18 protein-coding genes are annotated in these 23,372 nt (G+C 39.7%); 6 read left to right on the top strand and 12 right to left on the bottom strand.

The window, feature by feature from the left end:
- Nucleotides 1-120: 120 nt before the first annotated feature.
- Nucleotides 121-972: a LiaF transmembrane domain-containing protein gene (locus SKC36_RS10815; protein ID WP_459454588.1), complete on the bottom strand. Its 852-nt coding sequence runs from the start codon at nt 970-972 to the stop codon at nt 121-123.
- A gap of 164 nt (nt 973-1,136) precedes the next feature.
- Between SKC36_RS10815 and SKC36_RS10810 the strand changes: the two genes are divergently transcribed.
- The 3 genes from SKC36_RS10810 to SKC36_RS10800 all read left to right on the top strand — a co-directional run bounded on the left by SKC36_RS10810 (nt 1,137) and on the right by SKC36_RS10800 (nt 5,992).
- A complete protein-coding gene (locus tag SKC36_RS10810) occupies nt 1,137-4,133 on the top strand; it encodes a PVC-type heme-binding CxxCH protein (RefSeq protein ID WP_459465886.1) in 2,997 nt (998 codons plus the stop codon).
- Between the two features lie 132 nt (nt 4,134-4,265).
- Nucleotides 4,266-5,066, top strand: coding sequence for a 3-keto-disaccharide hydrolase (locus SKC36_RS10805; protein ID WP_459465920.1), 801 nt, complete (start codon nt 4,266-4,268; stop codon nt 5,064-5,066).
- Nucleotides 5,063-5,992: an SGNH/GDSL hydrolase family protein gene (locus SKC36_RS10800; protein WP_459465885.1), complete on the top strand. Its 930-nt coding sequence runs from the start codon at nt 5,063-5,065 to the stop codon at nt 5,990-5,992. Before SKC36_RS10805 ends, SKC36_RS10800 begins: the two co-directional genes overlap by 4 nt.
- Here SKC36_RS10800 and SKC36_RS10795 read toward each other — a convergent pair.
- Complete coding sequence (locus SKC36_RS10795; RefSeq protein ID WP_459465883.1) at nt 5,989-6,909, bottom strand: metallophosphoesterase; 921 nt, start codon at nt 6,907-6,909, stop codon at nt 5,989-5,991. The genes SKC36_RS10800 and SKC36_RS10795 overlap by 4 nt on opposite strands.
- A 9-nt stretch (nt 6,910-6,918) precedes the next feature.
- Nucleotides 6,919-7,674 (bottom strand): sterol desaturase family protein, encoded by a 756-nt coding sequence (locus tag SKC36_RS10790; protein ID WP_459465882.1) that lies wholly within the window; start codon nt 7,672-7,674, stop codon nt 6,919-6,921.
- A 148-nt stretch (nt 7,675-7,822) separates the two neighbouring features.
- Here SKC36_RS10790 and SKC36_RS10785 point away from each other — a divergent pair, with 148 nt between their 5' ends.
- Nucleotides 7,823-8,941, top strand: coding sequence for a vWA domain-containing protein (locus SKC36_RS10785; RefSeq protein WP_459454583.1), 1,119 nt, complete (start codon nt 7,823-7,825; stop codon nt 8,939-8,941).
- Nucleotides 8,942-8,947: 6 nt separating this feature from the next.
- Nucleotides 8,948-10,390, top strand: a complete 1,443-nt coding sequence (locus SKC36_RS10780) for an AAA family ATPase (protein ID WP_459465880.1) — start codon at nt 8,948-8,950, stop codon at nt 10,388-10,390.
- Nucleotides 10,391-10,683: 293 nt separating this feature from the next.
- Here SKC36_RS10780 and SKC36_RS10775 read toward each other — a convergent pair whose 3' ends face one another.
- From SKC36_RS10775 to SKC36_RS10755, 5 genes are all read right to left on the bottom strand, one after another.
- Nucleotides 10,684-12,282 (bottom strand): FAD-dependent oxidoreductase, encoded by a 1,599-nt coding sequence (locus tag SKC36_RS10775; RefSeq protein WP_459465919.1) that lies wholly within the window; start codon nt 12,280-12,282, stop codon nt 10,684-10,686.
- Nucleotides 12,283-12,356: 74 nt separating this feature from the next.
- The gene (locus SKC36_RS10770) at nt 12,357-13,841 is read right to left on the bottom strand and encodes a DUF1501 domain-containing protein (protein ID WP_459454581.1); all 1,485 of its coding nucleotides are present in this window, start codon (nt 13,839-13,841) and stop codon (nt 12,357-12,359) included.
- A gap of 4 nt (nt 13,842-13,845) precedes the next feature.
- Nucleotides 13,846-17,058: a DUF1553 domain-containing protein gene (locus tag SKC36_RS10765; RefSeq protein ID WP_459465879.1), complete on the bottom strand. Its 3,213-nt coding sequence runs from the start codon at nt 17,056-17,058 to the stop codon at nt 13,846-13,848.
- 3 nt (nt 17,059-17,061) lie between these two features.
- The gene (locus SKC36_RS10760; RefSeq protein ID WP_459465878.1) at nt 17,062-18,462 is read right to left on the bottom strand and encodes a c-type cytochrome domain-containing protein; all 1,401 of its coding nucleotides are present in this window, start codon (nt 18,460-18,462) and stop codon (nt 17,062-17,064) included.
- A gap of 9 nt (nt 18,463-18,471) precedes the next feature.
- Entirely contained in the window at nt 18,472-19,191 is a 720-nt protein-coding gene (locus SKC36_RS10755) for a hypothetical protein (protein ID WP_459465877.1), read from the bottom strand.
- A 130-nt stretch (nt 19,192-19,321) separates the two neighbouring features.
- Here SKC36_RS10755 and SKC36_RS10750 point away from each other — a divergent pair, with 130 nt between their 5' ends.
- Nucleotides 19,322-19,888 carry a pentapeptide repeat-containing protein gene (locus SKC36_RS10750; protein ID WP_459465876.1) on the top strand — a complete coding sequence of 189 codons (567 nt, stop codon included), beginning with the start codon at nt 19,322-19,324 and terminating at the stop codon, nt 19,886-19,888.
- Here the strand turns inward: SKC36_RS10750 and SKC36_RS10745 are convergent.
- From SKC36_RS10745 to SKC36_RS10730, 4 genes are all read right to left on the bottom strand, one after another.
- Complete coding sequence (locus SKC36_RS10745) at nt 19,856-20,392, bottom strand: hypothetical protein (RefSeq protein ID WP_459465875.1); 537 nt, start codon at nt 20,390-20,392, stop codon at nt 19,856-19,858. The genes SKC36_RS10750 and SKC36_RS10745 overlap by 33 nt on opposite strands.
- A complete protein-coding gene (locus SKC36_RS10740) occupies nt 20,380-20,883 on the bottom strand; it encodes a GNAT family N-acetyltransferase (RefSeq protein WP_459465874.1) in 504 nt (167 codons plus the stop codon). Before SKC36_RS10740 ends, SKC36_RS10745 begins: the two co-directional genes overlap by 13 nt.
- Nucleotides 20,884-20,970: 87 nt before the next feature.
- On the bottom strand, nt 20,971-22,335 hold the full coding sequence (hemN, locus tag SKC36_RS10735; protein ID WP_459465873.1) for an oxygen-independent coproporphyrinogen III oxidase: 1,365 nt from the start codon (nt 22,333-22,335) through the stop codon (nt 20,971-20,973).
- A gap of 313 nt (nt 22,336-22,648) precedes the next feature.
- Nucleotides 22,649-23,290 (bottom strand): DsbA family oxidoreductase, encoded by a 642-nt coding sequence (locus SKC36_RS10730; protein ID WP_459465872.1) that lies wholly within the window; start codon nt 23,288-23,290, stop codon nt 22,649-22,651.
- Between the last annotated feature and the right edge of the window lie 82 nt (nt 23,291-23,372).

Raw genomic sequence — 23,372 nt, 5'->3', positions numbered from 1 at the left:
AGCGAAATTACACTATTTATGAGAAAATCACCCTTTTTAGCTAATTTTTTGAAAAAAAGAGTCTCCAAAAAACGAATTTAAACTTATGAAAATACCTTCCTGCAGCCAAAAAACGTATACTTAACGGATATCTTTAATTTGAATTCCTGACAAAACTTGAAAGCCATTTATACGTAAAATCTTCCTCTCACCTTCTATATTATTACCAAAAGTCTTTCTTTTATCTTCAAAACCTGCCAATAAAGTTGTGTAATGCTGCCTAATTTCCCAATGTGCAGGCACATATAAAGTAGTCCCTCCCATGATTTGAGTTAATTCAATACTTGCCGATTCTCCTTCGAATGAAACTTGGCTAAAATCAATTTCCAAACCCGCTACAATGTTGGTCAAATTGGCTCCTTTAAATTCTTTGCTCGTAGCCTGAATAGTGCTCGAATTAAAAACTACGGATACCGCTAAAAATGGGTCATCATTGATAGAAAAATGGGTATTTGATTTATCAAATGAAAAGGAATCATTTTCCATGTCTGAGCCGGATGAGTCCTTATTTTTCTTACGGTTCGACTTCTGAATCAAAGAAATACCGACAATGATAAATACGATAGGTAAGGTATACTCAAAAATATCAATATCCATAAATTCTCGGTCTACCAAGAAGGCCCCGCCTATTAATACTGGCCAAATCCAACCAGTCCTTTGGAAAGAACTACTAATACCAGAAACTAATCCCACAATGATCAAGATGACAGGCCAAGTAAATAGCCAATCAGGGAATAAGAACCAGTCAGCCTGCCGAATAAAAAATACGACACCAACTAATAGGAATACAATACCTACGGTACTGCTAGATTTTGAAGTAGATTTTTTGCTCATGATTTTAGGGTATACAATTATTTTAACAAGTAAATCAAAAGGATTATTTCCTTCATCCAATTTGGGATAAACGGATAAAGCAGCTAGGTGAATTGTCAAAATGACGGTGTAACATGCTGACAAAGACCGACAAAAGACAACTATTTATACATGTTGATAATAAAATCTAGCATATTGTATAAATTCTGTTTTTTGTTTGATTTTGAGACTCATCAAAAATTAATAAATACACTAACTTGCGATAACTAAACCTATAAAACACCATGCGTAATTTATTATTCATTGCTCTTTGTCTCAGCATTTTCGCTTGTTCAACTGAGAAAAAGAATGCTCCCAAGCTGTCCAAAGAACACCAAAAAGCCCTTGATGATTTTCAAATCATGGAAGGATTTGAAATTGAAATGGTCGCCGCAGAACCCTTGGTAACTGATCCTGTAGCTATGGAAATAGATGAAGATGGCAACTGGTTCGTATTAGAAATGCCAGGTTACCCTTTGGACTTAAGTAAAACGGGACAAGTGCGTAAACTTATAGACAGCAATGGTGATGGCTATCCAGATAAATCGGAGATTTTTGTGGACAGTTTGACCCTTCCCATGGGAATTATGAAATGGAAAAAGGGAATCATCGTGGCTGATGCTCCTAATATCCTCTATTTCGAAGATACCAATGGCGACAATAAAGCGGATAAAAGAGAGGTCATCTTAACTGGGTTTTCTTTGTCCAATCCCCAACACAATATGAATACGCCTAAGTTTGGTCTTGACAACTGGATTTACTTAGGCCACTCTGGATCCATCAATTCCTTTGCCTATGAATACCTGTTTGGGGATAAAGGAAGTGACATTCGCTATCCTTCAAATCCAAAGGCAAATATTCTTCCCAAAAATGGTAATGGGCGAAATGTGCGCTTCAAACCAGATAGTTTTGGACTAGAATCCATGTCAGGAGAAACTCAATACGGCCATACCTTTGACCCTTGGGGCCATCGATTTTATACGGATAATGCCGATCATTTATACCATGAAGTATTGGATGCTCGCTATACCAGCACCAACCCAAATTTAGTTATACCAGAAGCCATGGAAAAAATCCCCGATCATGGGGATGCTTGTGAGGTATATCCCATTTCAGAGAATCCCAATCATCAATTATTAACCGATGTGGGAGTCGTGACATCAAGTTGCGGCATCACCTGGTATGATGGAGGTGCATTTGGAAAGGATTTTAGTCAAGTGACTTTTGTTGGCGAACCAGTACATAATTTAGTCCATGCCGATATCATTGATTCGAAAGGTTCTACCTTTTCTGGCAAAAGACTATTGGAGAAAAAAGAATTTTTAGCTTCCAAAGACCCCTGGTTTAGACCCGTTAATTTTTATGTAGGACCTGACGGGGCTTTATATGTGATTGACTATTACCGACAATTGATCGAGCATCCGGAGTGGATGTCGGAAGAAGTGAATAAAAGCGGAGCCTTGTACAATGGTAAAACCAAGGGACGCATTTATCGAATCACTAAAAAAGGAAGTGCAGGAATGAATTGGATGAATGAAACACGTTTATCGAAAGAATCCTCCGAAAAGCTGGTGGAGCTTTTACAATCCGACAATGGTTGGTTCAGAAAGACTGCGCAGCGCTTGTTGTTCCATCGCAAAGATGTCTCGGTAGCACCAGCTTTACAAGAAATCATAGCCAATAAGGAGGCAGAAGCCAGTGTACCGGCCTTATGGTTATTATCTGATTGGGGTAAATTGACTCCAGCAGATTTGGTGGGAGCATTAGGAAATAAAACGGCCGGGGTGCGTGAAAACGCTTTAAAAATTGCCGATCAGCATTGGCATTTACCGGCTTTCGCCTCCGATAAAGCATTGACCCAATCTATCATAGAAACAGCTAAAGATACGGATGCCCGCGTTCGTTTTCAATGGCTTTGTTCTTCTGCCTTTTTTACTTTTCCAGAAGCCGTGGCTCTGAGAAGTATTATTTTGAATCAAGATATTGACGACCATTGGGTGGGCGTAGCTGCTATTGCCGCATCAAAGGGCTCAGAATTAAATTTGTTAAAAGGAGCGATTGCCAACTTTGGGAATAAGCCTTCAGAGGGAAAAGAAAATTTCTTTGCCTATGTCGCAGCGGCATTAATGAAAAAGCAAGACATAAGTTTCTTAGCATTAACGAGCGATTTACAAGTAAGCAATGATTGGTGGCAGGCAGCTTTACTTAAAGGTTTAGCTTCCTATGCTGATTATGCCGAAAAGAAAATTAACTTGGATGAAAAGCAAAAAAATGCCCTCGCTAAATCCTTCATGATTTCCCCAGATGCTAAGATGCGCCATGCCATCATAGCGGTATTTAAAGCGGTAGGTTTACCGGCAGATAAAGCATTTGCTAAAGAGGTTTTTGCTAAATTTTCAGGCAGTCAAGATGCCAAATTCCAGGAGGATGCCTTAGCCTTATTAAGCTTACCAAAGGATCCTGCATTCACCAGCAAATTAATTTCATTCATTCGTACTTCTACCAGTGAATCCATTCAATTGGCTAGTATCAAGGCGCTCCCTAATCAAATATCTACTCAAGAAATAGCCCAGATCAATCAAGTATACACCAAGATGAAAATGCCTTCTCGTAAGGCTTGGATTCGGTATCAAATTGTGAATGAAAAATACATGATTCCACTCTTGAAGGAAATTGCTACTAAAAATATCCCTAAGTCAGATTTGGAGTGGCCTCAATTGGTAGAGCTAATGAATTCGTATGATGCCAATATCCGAAAATTAGCGCGTGAGGTTTTGGCCATCAGTGAGGATAGAAAAGCCGTTTTACAAAACTATTTACCTGCAGCTGATATGGCAGGAAATGCGGCAAAAGGCAAAGAAATTTTTAAGAGCAATTGCACCGTTTGCCATCAAATCAAAGGGGTCGCTGGAGTAGCATTTGGGCCAGATTTGTCAACGTTGAAAAGTAGAAATGCGCTTTCAATTATTACTGAAATTATCAACCCGAATAACTCCATCGCTGATAAATATGGCAACTGGGATTTACAATTATCCGATGGTACCCGACTATCCGGAATTATAACTTCTGAAAATGATAATTCCCTAAGTTTAAAACAAATGGGGGGAGCCGTACAGGTTATCGAGAAATACCGCATCAAGTCAAGAGTCGCATCCAAGGTTTCTGCCATGCCAAATGGATTAGATGCCAATATCAAACTTCAGGATATGGCTGATTTAGTGGCATTTATCAAAGGAATTTAAACCGAAAAATGACTAGGGTTGCCAGCGTTTGGAACGCTGTCAACCCTGTTACAAAAACAAAATAATCGAATTTTTTATTCAAGAATCTGATATATTTGGACATTCGCTCTATTTACCTATTAACTGATAATGATGTCCAAAACAGCACTAGTATGTATCGCCCTATTATTGGCATTTAATGCCTTTTGTCTCAAGCCTAAAAAAGAAAAATGGGTTTCCTTATTTAATGGGAAAGACATCAAAGATTGGACTGTAAAAATATACCACCATGAAGTGGGAGATAATTACGGTCAAACATTCCGGGTAGAAGATGGCATGATTAAAGTGCGGTATGACCAATACGACCATTTTAATAATCGATATGGGCATTTGTATTATAAAAAACCGTTTTCATACTATAAACTCCGCTTAGAGTATCGATTTACGGGTATTTGGAGAAAAGATGCCCCCGATTATACCTTAAAAAACTCGGGTGTCATGTTCCACTCTCAAGACCCCAAAACCATGCCAAAAGAACAGGATTGGCCAATTTCTGTGGAAATGCAATTTTTGGCCGGCTTAGGTGATGGAAAACCTAGACCCACAGGAAATATGTGCTCACCCGGAACGGATGTATTTTATCAGGGTAGAAAAGATCCGAGGCATTGCATTAACTCTAGTTCTAAGACCTATGAAGGAGATCAATGGGTAAAAGCCGAACTCGTAGTACTAGGAGATTCCTTAGTAAGCCATTATATCAATGGAGAAAAGGTATTGGAATATACCCAACCTCAAATTGGTGGAGGTGTGGCCAATGGCTATGATCCTGCGATCAAAATTGATGGAAAATTATTGAAAGAGGGATATATTGCTCTGCAAAGCGAAGGCCAAGAAATCGATTTTAGAAATATCGAAATTCAAGTTTTACCCATTCCAAAATCCAGAAAAAAATGAGGCTAAAAAAGACACCATTGCCCTGGATATGTTTACTTTTCATTTGCTCATGGAGTAGTTTACAAGCTCAGCTATTTGATGACTCCGTCAAACGAGTGCTTTTTCTAGGAAATAGCATCACCTATGCTGCTGGTTATGTGCAGGCGATAGAAGCTTACCACAAGGCCCATTTTCCCCAACATAAAATTGAATTCATCAATGCCGGTTTACCTAGTGAAACCGTCTCAGGCTTGTCAGAAGAAGGACATGCCGATGGGCGATTTCCTAGGCCAGATTTACACGAAAGATTGGACCGTGTGCTACTTCAAACCCAACCCGATATTGTTTTTGCTTCCTATGGCATGAATGATGGCATTTACCTGCCTTTGGATTCCCTTCGTTTTCAAAAATTTAAAGATGGCATTACTTGGCTACATGCCCAAATTGAAGCTCGGGGTTCTAAAATCATACACTTGACTCCCGCCCCTTACGATGAATTATTGGGGAAAAAATTAGGCTATGCCCAAGTACTAGATCGCTATTCAGAATGGCTCATCCAACAAAAAAACTGGGAGGTGATTGATGTGCATTTTCCTATGAAACAATACCAATCGAACCAACAAAAGATAGACCCAAATTTTGCTTTAGCGAAGGATGGTGTTCATCCGGGAGATTTGGGACATTGGCTTATGGCCCAACAAATTTTATTTCACTTAGGTCAAAAGAATATACTTCAATCGAACTCCATACTCCAAGCTTTATCGAATCTGAAAGACCCTCAAGCTTTCTATCAACTCATTGTGCAACGACATAATTTGATGAAGGATGCTTGGCTTGGCTCAACAGGACATCGGCGACCTGAAATGAAAAAAGGACTTCCTTTGATGGAAGCCCTGCAATTATCTTTAGCCATAAACAAGCAAATAGATGCGATGCTCGCTCCTTAGTCCACCATCAATTGTTCAAACAAAAATAATTGTGATGATTTAGGGTCAACAATCACCCGAACCGCTTCCATGTCCGCCTCTCCAAAAACTTGTAAACGCGTAAAATTCAATATCGTCGACTTCTTATCTGGCATCAACAATGGCTTCTCAATAATCAAGCGATGTGAATCTCCATTGATCCACAAAATAGGCTTTCCATAGGCACGGGTTAATGCTGTTAATTTCTCTACAATTTGAGTAAATCCGGTTGGAACAGCACCATGGTAAAACATGTCGGCCTGTGTAAAAAACACCAAACCTTTCTTATTGCTCGCCTTCGCAAACACTTCCTCCAACCACGCTTGATTGGCCTTTTCGCGATCATTAAATTCCGTGTTATCGGCATTTCCCCCTTTCAAATTATTGTTTGAACCCACTAAGTGAATCGTCGCGAATTGTATACCGCCATATTCCCAAGCATTATTTTCAACATAGTTAGCAAAAGCAGGATTCTCAGATTGAGAAACTAATTTAATCTTCTTCTTCCCAAAGCTTTCCTTCTTAGCAAAAAACACTTTTCTCAGTTCTTTTAAGCGTTCATTGGCATCATATTCTCCAGCAGCTTTGCGGTGACAATCCGTCCATTCGTTATCACCAGGTGTATATACCAAAGGCTGATCAAAGGTTTCAAAATACTGATGTATTTTATAAAAGTACTCCGTAGAGCATGGGGTAGACCCGGATTTAATGTCTCCCACATGAACACTAAAAACAGGTTTCTCTTGATTTATCTTGTTGATCACTCCTTCAAACCGAGCATAATCTTCAGGCAATTTGTAGGGCATATCTCCAAAAGCGATAAAATCAAATTTTTTGTTTTGAGCGAATGCTCCCAGACACAGAAGTAAGCTGAAAAGGAATGTTGATAAAAATTTCATAAGATAGGTTTATTTTTTTTGCTTTACTTTTTCAAAAGTCGCATCATAATCTTCGCGTAAAGTTCCCATAATCCGGTCCCAAAACAGCAAATACAAGCCATAATTTCCTTTAAAATATTTATGATGCTGGTTATGACTTACCGAAGTATTAATCCATTTGCCAATCCAAGTTTTAGAAAAACCTGCTGGATATAATTCCCATCCCAAATGGCCATAAGCATTGTAAATGATGGAGAAAAAGAAGAACAAATATATGTGACTTTGATGCACTGGAATCGTAAAAACAAATAGGGCAAAAATGCCCGTTTCTACGATAGATTCCAAAGGATGAAAGGCATAAGCCGCCCAGGGCGAAGGGTTAGTCGACAAATGATGTACTTTATGCACCCATTTAAAAATACTTGGATGGTGCATAATTCGATGAGCCCAATAGAAATAGGTGTCGTGCATTAAAAACATCAACAAATACGCGAACCAATAATAGCCCCAACCCATCTCATCCATTCGGTCATAAAGCGTCGTATAGGGCCTTACGGCAGGGTTTTGTACAATGAAAATGGGTACGGCCGCAAAAAGAATTATGGTCCCAAATGAATAAGCCATTTCACGCAAATAATCCTTGTTAGCAGGAAATGCGGCTTGTATTTTTTTACTGGATAAGGCCTTCCTAAAAAGGACATAGAAAATCAAGAAGTATACTCCTGCCACCAAGTAATATCGGCTACCTATACTAAAGGCAATTTGAAGAAATTTTTCTACGCTCATAGGTATAATTTTGCCTGGTAAAAATATGGAATTCAAGCCGCTTAAAAAACTTTGCCAGTCCGAATTCAAACTCATCCTGCATATTTTTACATTTATGAAACAGAAAAGCCTAGATTAGCGTTACTATAAAGCTTCCCAACCCCATGACATGAGTCAAGAAAATAAAAGAGCCTTCTATTTTAAAATCTATGAGCCTGAGAATCAGAGCCCTTTCGATAAGCTTTTTGCTATTTTCAAAGAGCTGATTGTGCATACTTCAGGTGATTTGGATGAGGCGATCGACTGGCTTCGGGAATTAGATAAAGAATATCAGCTAACGGATGAGGCCTATACCATCGACGATTTCATTGAAGACCTGAAAAAAAGAGGCTATATACGGGACGAAACGAAGGAAGATGGGAGTTCGGGTTTGGGCATCACCGCCAAAACAGAGAGAGCCATTCGTCAACAAGCACTGGATACGATTTTTGGCGATTTAAAACGCAGTGGGTCAGGAAACCATAAAAGCAAACATCCCGGTAGTGGCGATGAACATACGGGTGAGTTTCGTGAATACCGTTTTGGCGACAGTTTAGAAAAAATTTCTTTGACCGAAAGTCTACGCAATGCCCAGATTAATCATGGCATGGACCAATTCCAACTCAGCGAAGATGACTTGGTGGTCGAAGAATCCTTACATAAATCTCAAATGAGTACCGTGCTGATGATAGACATCAGTCATAGCATGATTTTGTACGGAGAAGACCGAATTACCCCAGCCAAAAAGGTAGCCATGGCCTTAGCCGAACTTATCACAACACGCTACCCTAAAGACACTTTGGATATTTTGGTCTTTGGCAATGACGCCTGGAGTATTTCCATCAAAGATTTGCCCTACCTCAAAGTAGGTCCTTACCATACCAACACCGTGGCAGGCTTACAGCTCGCTATGGATATTTTAAGAAGAAAAAGAAATACCAATAAGCAGATTTTCATGATCACAGATGGTAAACCCAGCTGTGTGAAATTACCGAATGGGGAGTACTACATGAATAGCAATGGCCTAGATGAGTACATTGTTGACAAATGCTATACCCAAGCTCAGCAAGCCCGAAAATTACATATTCCTATCACCACATTCATGATTGCTCGGGATCAATACCTGCAACGATTTGTGAATGAATTTACCCAAGCCAATCAAGGCAAAGCCTTTTATACAGGGCTAAAAGGATTGGGAGAAATGATCTTTGAAGACTACGAAACGAATCGAAAAAAACGCATTAAATAAAGCCACATGTCCATGAACAACATTGCCACCTTAGGAGAGTTAAAAAAATCAGCTTATACGAGTAGAGGAATCAAAGATGAATTAAGACAAAATTTGATTGCCAAAATCAAGTCGGGACAAACTCCGTTTGAAGGAGTGCATGGTTTTGAACATACGGTTATTCCTGAGCTGGAGAGAGCTATTTTATCTCGACACAACATTAACCTACTTGGCCTACGTGGACAGGCGAAAACCCGATTGGCACGGTTGATGGTCACACTTTTGGATGAATATATTCCTTTTGTCAGCGGTTCAGAAATCAACGATGATCCCTTTCAGCCGATTTCACGGTATGCCAAAGATTTGATTGCTGAAAAAGGAGATGCAACACCTATTTCATGGTTACACCGTGATGAGCGATTCTTTGAAAAATTAGCTACCCCTGATGTGACGGTGGCCGACTTAATTGGGGATGTAGACCCCATTAAAGCAGCTAATTTAAAGCTTTCTTATGCCGATGACCGAGTGATACATTTTGGGATGATTCCTCGTGCCAATCGCTGTATTTTTGTCATCAATGAATTACCCGATTTACAAGCCCGCATTCAAGTGGCTTTGTTCAATATTTTACAAGAGGGTGATATTCAAATCCGTGGATTCAAATTGCGCATGCCATTGGATTTGCAATTTATTTTTACGGCTAACCCAGAAGATTATACCAACCGTGGTAGTATTGTTACTCCTTTGAAAGACCGTATTGGTTCTCAAATCTTGACACACTATCCAGAAAGCATCGAAATTGCCAAAACCATTACGGCGCAGGAAGCCAAGCTAGAAAAAGAGCAAAAAGACCGCGTGTACATTCCTGATTTGGCCATGGATATTTTGGAACAAATTAGCTTTGTGGCAAGAGATAGTGAATTTGTAGATGCCAAAAGCGGTGTAAGTGCGCGCATGAGCATAACGGCTTTGGAAAACTTAATGAGCGCTGCCGAAAGACGTTCCTTGAGAGCTGGAGATGAACATACCTCTTTGCGTTTATCGGATTTCATGGGCATCGTTCCATCCATTACAGGAAAAGTAGAGTTAGTGTATGAAGGCGAGCAAGAAGGGGCAGCAGAAGTAGCCCAACAGCTAATCAGTCAGGCGGTGCATCATTTTTTCCCCAACTATTTTCCTAAGATTGAGAAATTAAACAAAAAGGATTTAGTGAGTCCTTATGATCCTTTATTGGAATTTATCTTCACGGAAGGCGGTGTCGTGATTACGGATGATTGTCCAGATGCAGAATACCAAAGTAGCCTTGACTCCATCAAACCTTTGGATGATTTATTGAAAAAATACATCCCAAAAGTCAAGAAGGAAGACCGCTATTTCATGAAAGAATTAGTGCTTTGGGGATTAGCCGAATACCGTAAATTGAGTAAGGAACGCATTACGGAGGGATATCAGTTTAAGGATTTGCTTTGATAGAATGTAGAATGGAAAATGTAGAATGAAGAATGTCTTGAGTCTTGTCCTGAAATAGGTTGATAGTTTAAGTATTTCTGGCAAATTCAAATTACAGGATTTTATTGCCTAATTACCCTCGTTTGTTCCAAAAGATTTTAGGGGATCAATTTGAAACCATTTTAGAAACAGAACGATTTAACTAGGGGAAAATGTTCAATTATGGCTTTTGACCAATCTAATTAGGGAAAAGATATTCTACATTCTTCATTCTACATTCTTCATTCTTCATTCTAAACCCTAACCCCTAATAACTAATAACTCACCACCTGCCCATCTTTCAAAAGTCGATCTTTCAATAGCGAATAGGGCACTTGCTGCGTACTGGTTTTTTGCTGAATAGCCAATACCGCTGCGGTGGCTGCGGATTGTCCCAATATCATAAAGACTGGCTCCATGCGGATGGATCCATAGGCGATGTGCGAGCTAGACAAACAAACGGGTACCAATAAGTTCTGACATTCCTGTTCTTTGGGGACAATGGAGCCATAGCTAATGGAATAAGGTTTATCTGGATGCACTCCAATATCTCCCTCATTTTGGACATAGCCTTCTGCCGTCACAAAGCGCTGCGCATTGTGTGAATCCAAAGAATAAGAACCCATTCCAATCGGTTCTTCGATTTTCGTTTTTCCCAAGGCATCTGCTTCTTTCATCACGTATTTTCCCAACATTCGGCGGGCTTCTCGCACATATAATTGATGCGGCCAGCCTCCGTTGTCCTTGAATTCATCCTTCGCCAATCCCCAAGTTTTCATGCGTTCCTGAACCTCTGATGGCACCCTAGGGTCATTTTGCAAGAAATACATCAATCCTTTTTGATAAAATTCGTGTTCTTTGATGATGGCTTTTCTGCGGGCATAACTAGCCTCTGGATAATCGTAGTTTTTGCCGATAAAATCCGTGCTAAATGGGCCATGGTTATTGGTATCCGTCTTTCGATTCGGAATCGCGTCAAACTTATCAAAGGTTTCTCGCCAACCACTTTCAAACACCCGGGCATACAAAGTATATCGATTCGGGTCATAGCCTGCTGGCTTCGGAAAAGCAATGCGGTTATTTGGATGATTGCTTAAACACATCCTAAAGCAATAAGCCTGAATTTTATGATCACCTGAGCCATTAGGACCCGGTTTTTCGGTAGAAACCTCTGGCAATAATCCACTGCTAGGGTCATTGGCAATCACATATGGGCTAATTTTGGATTTGAAATAATGCCCATGCTGAAATACTCCCACTTGTACCCCATTCCACTTTTCTCCATACACCGAATTGGCTTCCCTTCCAACATGGTATTTCACTCCCGCCAAGGCCATCAAGTCGCCTTCATAGGTGGCATCAATGAACATTTTACCCACAAAATGCTTCTTAGACAAAGTTACCATCTCCTGAATTTTGCTGTCTTTTAATCGGATGCCTTGTTTACTGCGGTCCAACCATTCGTCACGCAATACTTGAATTTGGTACTCCTTCACCAAATCCTCAAATACCCGCTCTGCAGCATGGGGTTCAAAAATCCACATGGTTCTATTTGCCCCATCCATGGCCACTGTACCTTGGCCTTTATTTCCATATTGCGACTTCTTTTCCCAAAGCCAGTTCTCTTCTTTTTGATAATGTTGGTAAATTCTTTGATAAAACTCCCTCGACAAGCCTCCAATCACTTCTTTATTCCCCGTATCCGAAAAGCCTAATCCTCCAGCTGTTAAGCCCCCAAGATGTTTATCTGGCGAAACCACAATGACACTATGCCCCATTTTTTTTACTTGAACCGCCGCTATGATGGCCGAAGCATTACCACCATAAATAATGACATCTGCGGTATAGGTATTTTTCTGCGCCCAACTAGGCATGGCAACCCAAGTGAATATTAATGCCAAAAGAAACCTGCAAGTTTTCATTGAAAATTCGTTAGAAATTGAAAAAATTAAGCTAAAATCCCCTTCACTATTTTTCCGTGTACATCGGTTAGTCGAAAACGACGACCCTGGTATTTATACACTAATTGCTCATGATCTATTCCCATCAAGTGCAACAAAGTAGCTTGAAAATCATGTACATGCACGGGATCTTTGACTATATTGTAACTAAAGTCATCGGTCTGACCAAAGCTTGTACCTGCCTTAACTCCTGCTCCTGCCATCCACATGCTAAAACACTTAGGATGATGATCTCGACCATAACCTGTCGGCGATAGTTTACCTTGTGAATAAACCGTTCTGCCAAACTCGCCTCCCCAAATCACCAAAGTATCTTCTAACATCCCTCTTCGTTTCAAATCCATGATCAAAGCGGCCGTAGCCTGATCCGTTTGCTTACATTGGTTCACAATGTTTTTAGGTAAACTATCATGGTGGTCCCAGCCTTGATGGTACAATTGAACAAAACGAACATCCTTTTCTAAGAGCTTTCTGGCCAACAAACAGTTGGCCGCAAAACTTCCTTTGTCCCGACTGTTTGGTCCGTATAAATCAAACACCTCTTGCGGTTCATCTGAGACATCCATCACCTCGGGTACCGAAGTTTGCATTTTGAATGCCATCTCATATTGAGCAATGCGCGCATCTACTTCCGGATCTCCCCAAGACTCATTTTGTAATTGATTCAACTGTTTCAAATATGCCAACATTTCCTGTCGATCTTGCCCATCATATCCTTCAGGATTCGACAAAAACAAAACGGGGTCTTTACTTGACCTAAACTGAACTCCTTGATGTTCGGATGGCAAAAAGCCATTTCCCCACAGTCGAGCATACAAGGGTTGATCTTTAGAGGCATCCTTTGACACCATCACGATAAAGGCAGGCAAGTTTTGATTCTCCGAACCCAAACCATAACTCATCCAAGAACCAATGGATGGCCGACCGGGCAATTGGTGTCCAGTTTGAAAAAAGGTAATAGCGGGATCATGGTTGATTTGTTCCGTAAACATGGATTTAATGACACATAATTCATCCACCACCTGAGCCGTATAAGGCAATAAATCACTCACCCAAGTTTGGCTTTGACCATAGGGCCTAAAACCATAGGCTGATGCCGCAACGGGCAAAATCGCTTGATTGGCGCTCATGCCAGTTAAACGTTGTCCTTTACGAATGGAATCGGGTAAATCCTGACCCATTCGCTTACTGAGTTCGGGTTTATAATCCCAAGTCTCAAACTGTGAGGGGCCTCCACTCATGAATAAATACACCACGCGTTTGGCCTTGGGGGCAATTCTGGGCAATGCCTGCATGATTTGCTCCTCTATGGATTGTCCATGCGCCTGATTTGAAGCCAAAAGGCCATTTAACGCGATGGCGCCAAAACCCATGGCGGTCTTTTTCAAAAAATCTCGTCGGTCTAATCCCCGATTAAGCTTTTCTAAATCAGGATGCGATAAACGAAATGGATCGGTATGTCTATGTCCCATAATTTTATCGTTTAGTGATGCTAGCGTCAGAATTCATAATAGCACTAGCTACTACAGCATTTGCCGCCACTAGATTAGCATCCAACTTTTCATTTATTTTCCTCATACCAGCTAACAACCAACCTTTTGCTTTGCTTGAATCCCGCTGAAAACGAAGCAGGCTATTCTTTTGCAAATCAATCAATAAGGTCAATTCCTTCTCTGAAGCTTCTCTACTTGTCAGCTTTTTAAAGGTGATTTGAATCGCTTTCTTAATGTCATTTTCTGTCGCCATTTGTTCGCCCAATACTTTAGCCGCTTCTAAAAAGGTAGGATCATTTAAGCCTACCAAGGCCTGTAAAGGCGTATTGGTTTTTTGTCGACGGACCAAACAAGAACTTCTAGCTGGGGCATCAAAAGTCGCTAACGTAGGGTTGGGCACAGAGCGTTTCACTACCACATACAAACTCCGTCTATATACCGCCGAAGTGGTGTCTTGCTTGTAATGGGAACTATTGATTTCCCATAAACCATCTGGTTGATATGGATACACACTTTTTCCTCCAATTTTATTGACCAATAAACCACTGGCCAATAAGGCATTGTCCCGAATCATTTCCGCACTGAGTCGGACTGAAGGCCCTCGGGCTAACAAGCGATTTTCCGGGTCTTTCTCCCTTTGTTCTGCAGTGGCTTTGGAGTCTTGCTGGTAGGTTTCAGACATCACCATTTGCTTCATCATTTGCTTGATATTCCAACCTGATTCTCGGAATTGAATCGCTAAAGCATCTAGTAACTCGGGGTGAGAAGGCATTTCTCCTTGATTCCCAAAATCTTCTGAAGTTTTGACTATGCCCGTTCCAAAGAAATTTTGCCAAAAACGATTAACTGCGACTCGGGCAGTAAGGGGATTATTTTCGTGGGTTAACCATTGAGCCAAACCTAGTCTGTTCTTCGGGAGATTAGCTGGAAAAGGTAAAATTTTATTGGGCGTATTAGGGAAAACGTCTTCTCCCTTGGCATCGTATTGACCCCGCTGAAGTAAGAACGACTTTTTAGGTTGGGGCATTTCCTGCATGATCATCACTTCCTCAATTTTCTCAGAGGAATCCGCTAGGGCCGTTCGCCAATGTTTCAGTTCTTTGGCCAGCGAAACCTGTGCACTGTCCAAATTTTGCTTAAAATAAGCCCTAAAAGTCTCGCCTTGATAATTGGTCCATTGGTCTTGAGATTTAAATACTACATCCTTCCAGGAGGACTTTTGGGCCAAAACTTGAACTTCAAATGGTATCAATTCTCGGTTGTAAATGGCCACTTCATCAGCCTTTCCCCCTTTGAAACCAAGTCCACGCCACCAGCCTCCAATTTGTAGGCCTAATTCATTTTTTGAAAAATAAATAATGTCCTTATAAAGTTGATCCATGACGGCTTCCATTTCCGACTTTTGACCATCCACAAATAAATTAAAGCCCGAGGCTTTCGAAGATCCATCATAGGTCAGGGCCAAGTGTATCCATTGGTCTCTAGGAATATCCATTTTCATCACTTTATTGATGGCATTAGATGGAGCCGTATGGGCCATATTTATCTCCAAGCGATTGTTTTTCAAATAGACATGAAAACCTTTAAAATTGTACAATCTTTCCGCATTACTCTTATGAAAAATAACCCCTTCTTTCATGTCCTTGGGGATATTAACCCACATCCCAATAGTAAATGGTTCAGACTTTCTAAAAACCCCAGATGGACTTAAATCCGCGTAAATATCTCCATCAAAAGCCAATCCTTGACCTTGCTTTCCTTTCACAAATACAGGTTGATCTCCAGTCTTCCCGGATTCTCTTTTGATAACGGCTGGCTGCTTATCGTTCAACTTATTTTTTAGAGAAGCATCCAAATCAAAATAGGCTACCAAACCTTGTTGAGGAATCAAATCTTGAGCTAATTTTTCATGTCCTCTGCTTTTAATCCAAGTTTGAAATGGTGCATTGGAATCTGCCATCTGATTCATTTTTTCCTCTGCAGTATGAATCTTGTTCTGAATAAAATTCAAAATCGCTTCTTTTTCTTTGGTCGGCAACATCAGTGTTGGTGTAGGCAAATCATCCGAATATGAAATTTGACCTGCTTCACGAACATTATTAAAAAAGCTAAAAAGCTCATAATAGTTTTTCTGAGAGATTGGGTCATATTTATGGTCATGGCAACGAGCACATCCGGTAGAAATGGCCATGAAAGCTTCACCAAAGGTATTAGTCCGATCGATGACATATTCTGTTTGAAATTCTTCCTCGACAATTCCTCCTTCCGTATTTTGAGGATGATTCCGATTAAAACCCGTGGCAATTAACATCTCCTTGCTAGGATTAGGCATTAAATCTCCGGCCAATTGTTGATGGATAAATGTATCATAAGGCATGTTATTATTGAATGCCTTAATAACCCAATCGCGGTAGGGCGACATATCTCGAATGCGGTCAACCGTATAACCATGGGAATCAGCAAAGCGTGCTAAATCTAACCAATCAACAGCCATTTTTTCTCCGAAATGGGAGGAGGCCAACAAGCGGTCCACCTGTTTTTCATACGCATTAGTTGATTGATCGGCTAAAAAATTATCTACCTCTGTCAGGCTTGGGGCAAGACCCGTCAAATCAAAAGATAGTCTACGAAGTAGCATAGCTTTGGAAGCCTTGGCATTCATTTTCAAGGATTCTTTTTCCAATTTTGCCTGTACCCAATAGTCGATTACATTCATCCCTTTTTTATCTTCAGGGATAGCCTGTTTCAATGGTTTTACAAAGGCCCAATGAGGTTTATAAACGGCCCCGTCTTGAATCCATTTTAGGAGTGTTGCTTTTTCTTTAGCCGATAAATTAAGGTGCGATTTAGGACTGGGCATCACATAGCTTGGATCTTTTGAAAGGATACGGTGAGCAAGCTCACTTTTCATCAGATTTCCAGGAGAAATGGCCACTTTATTGGGGTTTTCGGGCAATTTACCATAGGCGTTTTCAGGCAAATCCAGACGTAATCCAGCCTTTTGTTTTGCTTTATCAGGCCCATGACAAGCAAAGCACTTATCCGACAAAATGGGTTTAATATGCATGTTAAAATCCAAAGCCGCAGGCAGCTGGCGGTATTCCAAAGCCACGTCGGCAGGTAAAGGCAGGCTTTTAGGGGGCTTGGCAGCCATCAAGAAGCAAAGAGGAAATAATAAAAACCAATACCTTTTCATAATCTATTTTATTACTTTCAATCGATTTGTATCGGGTGGACTAAAACTGATTTTTCCTTCAACAATGGTAAGATCAGGTCGGGCAGTTTTCAAAGCCACTAAGCCTTCTTGGCTGAGCTTACTTTGCCAAATATAAAGAACTTTTAATGCCTTCATAGCAGTCAATGCCTTTATACCTTGGTCAGAAATAGCTGTGCCATAGAGATTTAACTGTTCTAAATGCGGCAATTGAACTAAACGCTCTAAATCTTTATCTTGAACATTACTTTGCTCCAGATTCAATTGTTGGAGATGGGTAAAATTCAACAATTCCTCCACTTGAATATCTTTCCGTTTAGTCAATTTCATGACTAAAACATTGTGTTGGATTTTTTTGGCAGCTTGCCAAATTGGTGGGTCAAGATTTTTGACATTGACAAAATTCAGACTTAAACCCGCTGGGTGGCTTGCGGCAGGGCTAACACTCAAACCATGTGCTTTTACTTCCAAAATATCTGCTGGCTCGGCTGCTGCTAGCTCCATGGTTTTTGGTATATCCGATGCAGGCCCTGATATATCCGATGCATGCGAAAAAAGATCCGATGCATGCAACTGCATATCCGATGCATGCATCGGATCCATCTCCCCAAACGGGGCACCAATTTCAATCCATCTACGGATGATGGCAATCTGTCTTGAAGTAAGCTGTTTTTTACCTGAGGGAGGCATGTGTAAATCATCGTCTTCGGGTAATATCAAATAGCTGTATAAATGACTTTTTAATGGATTACCTTCCCACAATATTTTACCTTCTTTACCTCCTTTTTTGATAAATGCTTCTGTATCTAAGCGCAATTTTCCTTTTTGCTTTTTACTGGAATGGCATTGAAAACAATGGCTTTTCAGAATCGGTAGGACCTCATCTTGAAAAGGAAAATACTTCGCTGAATTCACTACCTGAACACTGGTATCTATCGTAATTTTTTGTTGGGCAGAGTCCAATGACTGAAGCTTTGGCTGGGTAGTAGAGCTTGTCTTTTTCCGTTCAAATAAATAGTTTGCTCCATAGGTCAGCTCACCTCCTAAATGACCTGTGATGGCAAGTGCTAAGAACAAAAAGAGACTAATAATTTTTTGATAGGCTTGAAAGAAATAAAGAATAACAGCCCCAAAACTTGTTCCTATTCCCCACCATTGGTGTAAGGCGACTTGGGAAGCTTCATAATCACCTGAAATTGATAAAATATACCCTGAAATGGAGGCTAGGATAGCCGCCATTGCCCCTAATAAAACTAAGGTAGTAATGGAAGACTGGTAGTCTACTTTTCGAATCGCCTGTATCCAAATCATGACACAAGCTATGACCAATATACCAATGGGAAAATGCACTAAAAAGGGATGTAAATGGCCGAGCAACTCCATCATGTTTGGCAATTATTTATGGTCCAATAATTCCCTTCTGGACCAAGCCTCATCCATGGGTCCTCCCGTAGACTTTTGACCTTTATGCCTCCAAATTCCGTCTTGTATCTGAAACTCAAATTGCAGCTTTTTGCCAATACTAGAACTAGCCTTGGTAAAAAATACAATCTCTTCTGTATAAGTATTTCCTTGTGTGTTGTAATAACCTCCTCCTGTAGCAAAAAATTGTTTGGTTTGAACGTTGTAAGCTATCCATTGAAAGGCTTTTCCTGTATGTATTTTCATGGTTCTTCTAGGAAAAAATGGGTTGTTTCTACGTGAAAGAACTTCACCTGAAAAATTTCCTACTATAATCCAAGCCCCCTTCATTTTACCTGACTCTCCCTTTTCGTTAGGAATGAACACTTGTTGGTCTAGCAGCAATTGGCCTTTTTTAATTTGGTATGAAAGCCGTTTTTTTTGACCTACTTGAAGAGAATCTTTTGAATTCCATTCTTGCAAAATTTCCAATTCTTTATGCTTTGATTTATAAGTTCCGCCCATGGTGGAAATCAATTTATGACTATTTGTTTCAAATTCAGTGATACTAATAATTTGATCTGTCACTAAAATCCAAGTTGAAACATCGCCTTGCGAATTGGACCATGAACCTTCCAATGAATTTTGGGCAAAGGCGGCATTGGACTGCAAGAAAAATGTCCAAGCCAAAAAGGCGAGTATTAGCTTTTTCATGAGGAGGAAATAGGTTTTAAATCTGGCCTAATTTACAATCTTTTTCTGAATCCCCTAGCCTTAAGATTGATGAATCCAAATAGAAAGATGGTTAAAATTTTCCTAAATTAGCTATTTCAATTACTACATCATGGTCAACCAATTTCAACAAATTTTTGAGAAAAAAAACGACACGACTGAAAGCCTCCCCAAGGGAGAATATGAAGCTTGTATTTTTAAGCAATGTGACTTGGCCCAACAAGATTTATCGGATTATTCTTTCATCGATTGCCAGTTCCATGATTGCAACTTAAGTTTAGTAAAAATAGGAAATACCAAGTGGCAAAATGTATCCTTCAAGGATTGTCGTTTACAAGGTTTACATTTCGAATATGCCAATCCATTTTTGTTTGAAGTACATTTTGAAAACTGTTTTTTAAATCTTTCGTCCTTCTATCAAAGACAAATGAAAAAGGCTCAATTTCAGCATTGCTCATTGCATGAAGTTGATTTTAGCCAGGCCAATTTAAGTGAGGCAAATTTTGAAGATTGTGATTTTTTGAATGCACAATTTGATCAAACTAATTTAGAAAAAGCCGACTTCCGAACCTCCTTTCATTTTGATATAAATCCACAGAGCAATCGGATCAAAAAAGCCAAATTTTCCAAAAATAGTTTGGCAGGATTATTGACCAGTTTTGGTATAATCATTGATTAAATCGGCCATGATTTTTAGGTGATGGTGGGTATGAATTCTCAAAAAATAATGCGTATCAGCCAAGTTCAAATCTCCAAAAATAAAATGATGGAAATAGGCGTTGGGGGGTATCATTTTCATCTCTTCTACTAATTGGTAGACCTTAGCAATCTGAGCTTGAATATCCGATAATCGTTGATCCGATTCTTGATCCGATACATGTATCGGATTCGCTTGTATCGAATCGTTTATTTGATTGTTATATGAAGGATCAACTATCAAAGGCGCTTTCACTCGCCCTCGAGGAAATTTTTGGGTAAAAAACACCCAAGCTCTTTTCCAATTAAATACCCAGCGATAAGTATCGATATCCGATTTTTTCAAAGCACTGACGATACTAATAATGACTAGTAAACTATGCTCAATATGCCAGCCAACAGATCCTTTAGAGATTTGTTCATTCCTTACCTGCATATAGGCCAGGTTTTTTTCTAATTGTTCGATTTGCTTCTCTAATGATTCCATGGATCTTTTTTGTAAAGATGAAGTATTTGTTGATCTCTTTCTAAACTGCGTTCAAAAGTTAGGCCTAAACGAAATAAGAGACTAATGGAACGAACATTATTTTCCATGGTAGTAGCGAAAATAGGTGCCTTGTGGCAAGCAAAATAATCGTCCAATACCAGCTTAGCTGCTTCATAGGCATATCCCATTCCCACGTGTAAAGGTAAAAATGCAAAACCAATATCCGGTTGAGGCAAATAATCTCTTTGAACGAGAGAAATGATTCCAAGGGGAATGTGAGTTGAGTGGAGAAATACCACCTGATAATGAATGGCTGGATTATCCCTTAATTTGACACAAAATGCTTTTGCTTCTTCTAAACTCCGTACCCCGCGATCACCGATAAATTCCAAAAATCCAGAAGTATTGAGTAGTTCCAGAATAAAGGGGGCATCATCTAGAGCTAGCTCCTTGACATATAATCGTTGACTTCGCAAAATCTTGACACCCATAAACAAAGGGATGGGGCACCATATCCCCAATCATTTCCTAAAGAAAATGAAAAATATAGTATGGTTTATGAAATAGAAAGGAGAAAATTATACGGCTTGACTAAACTTTAAAGTAGCATGCTCATCCGATAATAATTTTAGGTCAAAAGCTTTACACACGTTTCGAACAAAATTAGCTCCTAAAGTGGTCAAGATTAATCCTTGGTAATCCCAATGAACCAATCCATCTTCTTCCAATTCGGCTAAATAGGGAAATGAATACGTTTCTAATAGCGGAATATCCTCTGATCTAAATTGGGTCTTCCCATTGCAAGCAATATCCAAAATATATTGGCGCATAGATTGATCCGTCTCGCTTAGAAAATAACCTTTGAATACAGCTAATTTTCCTTGTTTTACCTCTTCATAATAATCATGAATCGTTTTTTTATTTTGAGCAAAGCCATAAAAAACATCACTAATACTAGATACTCCCAAGCCCAACACCATACCCGTTTGCTGAACAGTATAACCCATAAAGTTTCTGTGCAATCTCCCTTGCTCTTTAATTTTATACATGAGGTCATCTGGTAAAGCAAAATGGTCCATACCAATATCTTGATAACCTTGCGCTAAAAAGAGACTTCTCCCCAATTGATATAATGCTAATTTTTCAGCCGCAGACGGTAAATCATTTTCATCAAATAAACGTTGTCCTCGACTGGTCCAGGGCACATGGGCATAACTATAAAAAGCTATTCGGTCGGGACATAAAGAAATGGCATCTTGAATGGTTTTTTCTATACGATCAATGGTTTGAAGGGGAAGTCCATAAACTAAATCAATATTTACTGATTCATATCCAATTTCTCTAGCCCATTGAACCACCTGTTCCACATTTTTTTGAGGCTGAATCCGGTTAATCACCTGTTGAACTTCTGGATTACTATCTTGCATTCCAAAACTCACCCGATTAAATCCCAAATCAAACAAGGTCTTTAAATGTTTGTAAGTGGTATTATTGGGATGGCCTTCAAAACTAAATTCATGCTCATCAGCTACCTGAGAATCAGACAAAATAGTCTGAATTAAGCGATGTAAATTAGCTGGTGAAAAAAATGTAGGGGTGCCTCCTCCAAGATGAAACTCCCTTATGAGCGGGGTAGTCGTCATTTGTTGACGGTATAGTTGCCACTCTTGCAAAACAACCTCGATGTATTCGTCTTCTACTTTGTGGTTGGTGGTAATGCGTTTATTACAACCGCAAAACGTACACATACTTTCACAAAAAGGCAGGTGAATATAAAGGCTGATTCCTTGTGTTTCATTGCATGCTGCAAAGCGCATTTGAAAAGCGGATTTCCACTGATTTGGGTCTATATCATTATCCCAATAAGGTACTGTTGGGTAACTGGTATACCTGGGAATTGGAACATTGTATTTATTCAGCAGGGTAGTATCTATGGCGCTCATGTATCCGCATTTAATTTTGAATTTATCAACTCCATTCTAGTGGGGCCTAATTGGATCTAAAAGGTATCTGTGAGACCAACTTAGTCCTAACTAGGTTCTACTATTATTGTCTTACTGACCTTGTACTACAGATTTGTCATCCTACTGATTTATCATCCTACAGATTTGTCAACTTTTGAAAAGTTGACAAATCTAACGTTGACAATTCAAATTAGACAAATCACCAAGTTGAATAATTCAAGTTGACAAAACTAAGCAGATCTCCCGAAATAAATCATGAGAAAACTACCAATTACATGATAAAATACTGATATTAATCATGTTCTGCAGCCTGCCGAAGGGTATCCATAAAAACTTCTAGGGGCTGTGCACCGGGAATTCCATAGCGACGATTAAACACAAAAAAAGGCACACCTTTCAATCCCAAACTAATACCTTCTTGTGTATCTTGTCTTACTCGATAGGCCAATTCATCATTCTGCAATGCCGCTAAAATGGCCTCTTTTTCTAATCCAACCGATTCCCCTATCGCTACCAAATCCGACTCATTAGCCAAATTTTTTCCCTCCACAAAATAGGCTTCAAATAGCTTTTCCTCTATTTCGTTATCCTTATTTTGCTCCTTGGCCAATTGTATTAGCTGATGCGCCTTCATCGAATTAGCCACTACCATTCGATCAAATTGATAATTCAATCCTACTTTTTCTGCCATTTCGGCAACTTGTTGGTGAATCTCCTTCGACTTCTCTACACTAATACCTTTACGATCTGCTAAATATTCGTAGACATTGACCGGCTCATTAAAATGCATGGGAATGCTTGGGTCAAGTTGATAACTTTTCCATTCAATTTCTATGGGCGTCTTCGACTCAAATTGTTCTAATGCTTTTTCTAAATGCCGCTTCCCGATGTAGCAAAAAGGGCACATAATGTCACTCCAAATTTCTATTTTCATGCTGATTTGTTATTATCTCAAAACCGAATTACGAATATAAAATTTCCGATTCGAATATTTAAGTAACTTAAACTCGACAAAT

The organism is Aquirufa sp. OSTEICH-129A, from assembly GCF_054558355.1.
The sequence above is the reverse complement of the archived record's forward strand: the minus strand, read 5'-3'. Positions and strand labels throughout refer to the sequence as shown.